The 2032-nt window shown below is 69.7% G+C and carries 2 protein-coding genes and 1 pseudogene; all 3 read right to left on the bottom strand.

All coding sequences use genetic code 11. The annotated features are described in order from the left end of the window. Nucleotides 1-722 (bottom strand): annotated as a pseudogene (locus tag DBR34_RS14950) (3-oxoadipyl-CoA thiolase); the annotation flags it as partial. Nucleotides 723-729: 7 nt separating this feature from the next. Then, nucleotides 730-1377, bottom strand: coding sequence for a 3-oxoacid CoA-transferase subunit B (locus DBR34_RS14945; protein ID WP_128097379.1), 648 nt, complete (start codon nucleotides 1375-1377; stop codon nucleotides 730-732). Continuing rightward, on the bottom strand, nucleotides 1374-2032 hold a 659-nt coding region (locus DBR34_RS14940), incomplete at its 5' end, for a 3-oxoacid CoA-transferase subunit A (protein WP_128097393.1). The genes DBR34_RS14945 and DBR34_RS14940, both read right to left, overlap by 4 nt.

The raw sequence follows: 2032 nt of genomic DNA, 5'->3' as shown, positions 1-2032 counted from the left end.
GGCTTGAGTGCGGCCAATGCGTCCAGCGTGGTGTCCGCGCGCGGGTGTTCATCGCGCGCCACGCGCACGGTTTCGCCGCGCTTGCGCCCGGGTGCATCGACCGCCACGATCTCGCCGTCGAAGAACCCACGTTGCTGGGCAGCAGCGGCGCGCTGCTGGCTGCGCAGCGCGAACGCGTCCTGGTCCGCGCGCGACACCGCGTAACGCTCGGCCACGTTCTCGGCGGTCTGGCCCATGGTCTCCACGCCGTACAGCGCGCGCAGCTGCGGGTTGATGAAGCGCCAACCCATGGTGGTGTCTTCCATCCCCTGATCGCGTGCGAACGGCGTGCCTGCCTTGCCCATCACGTAGGGCGCGCGCGACATCGATTCCACGCCGCCGGCAATGGCCAGGCCAAGTTCACCGGCGGCGATGCCGCGCGCCACCGTACCGATCGCGTCCAGCCCCGAGCCGCACAGCCGGTTGACGGTGCTGCCCGGCACGCTCACCGGCAGGCCGGCCAGCAGCAGGCTCATGCGGGCCACATTGCGGTTGTCTTCGCCGGCCTGGTTGGCGCAGCCCAGGTAGACCTCTTCGATCAGCGCCGGGTCCAGCTGCGGATGGCGCGCCAGCAGCGCCTTGAGCGGGATCGCGCCGAGGTCATCGGCACGCACGCCGGCCAGCGCGCCGCCGTAGCGCCCAATCGGGGTACGGATGCCATCGATGATGTAGGTGTCATGCAGGCTCATGTCAGGCTCCTTCGACCATCTGCAGCGGCAGGCCGGTGAGTTCGCGGAGCTGCGCCAGGCTGACCCCGTCCACCATTTCCAGTACGCGCGCGCCCTCCTCGCCCAGGTCGAACACGGCCACGTCGGTATACACGCGCGACACGCAGCGCAGCCCGGTGAGCGGGTAGCTGCAGGTGTCCACCAGCTTGCTCTGCCGCTGTTTGGTCAGCAGGTCCATCATCACGAACACCTGCTTGGCGCCGATGGCCAGGTCCATCGCCCCACCGACGGCGGGGATGGCATCGGCCGCACCGGTGCTCCAGTTGGCCAGGTCGCCCTGCGCCGACACCTGGAACGCACCCAGCACGCAGATGTCCAGGTGACCGCCGCGCATCATCGCGAACGAATCGGCATGGTGGAAATAGCAGCCGCCGGTGAGCAGCGTCACCGGCTGCTTGCCGGCGTTGATCAGGTCCGGGTCCTCCTCGCCTGCGGCCGGCGCCGGGCCCATGCCGAGCAGGCCGTTCTCCGACTGCAGGAAGATCTCCTTGTCGGCGGGCAGGAAGTTGGCCACCGTGGTGGGCAGGCCGATGCCCAGATTGACGTAGGCACCTTCCGGAATATCACGCGCCACGCGCGCGGCCATCTGTTCGCGGCTCAGGCGGTTCATGCGCGGGCTCCAGCAGTGGCGGTGGCATCCAGAGCAACCACGCGCTGCACGAAGATGCCGGGCGTCACCACGGCCTCCGGGTCCAGGTCGCCCAGCGGCACCACGGCGTCCACCTGCACGATCGCACAGCGCGCGGCCATCGCCATCAGCGGGCCGAAGTTGCGCGCGGTCTTGCGGTACACCAGGTTGCCCCAGCGGTCGCCGCGGTGGGCCTTGATCAGCGCGAAGTCGGCGTGCAGCGGGTATTCCAGCACGTAATGACGCCCGTCGATCTCGCGGGTTTCCTTGCCCTGCGCCAGTTCGGTGCCGTAACCGGTGGGGGTGAAGATCGCGCCCAGGCCCGAGCCGGCGGCATGGATGCGCGCGGCCAGGTTGCCCTGCGGCACCAGTTCCAGCTCGATCTCGCCGGCGCGGTACGCCGTGTCGAAATGCTGCGAGTCGGCCTGGCGCGGGAACGAGCAGACGATGCGGCGCACGCGCTTGTGCCGGATCAGCGCGGCCAGCCCGGTGTCGCCGTTGCCGGCGTTGTTGTTGATGATGGTCAGCCCGCGCGCGCCCTGCGCGATCAGGGCGTCGATCAGGGCGTCGGGCATGCCGGCGGTACCGAACCCGCCGATCATCACCGTCGCCCCGTCGTGGATGTCGGCCACCGCTG

Source organism: Stenotrophomonas sp. HMWF003 (genome assembly GCF_003061285.1).
GTDB classification, from domain to species: Bacteria; Pseudomonadota; Gammaproteobacteria; order Xanthomonadales; family Xanthomonadaceae; genus Stenotrophomonas; species Stenotrophomonas maltophilia_AP.
This window is presented reverse-complemented; position numbering and strand designations above follow the sequence as displayed.

Coding starts and splice junctions, on each gene's coding strand:
- DBR34_RS14945 (WP_128097379.1), bottom strand. CDS start 1,377: ATGAACCGCCTGAGCCGCGAACAGATGGCCGCGCGCGTGGCGCGTGAT.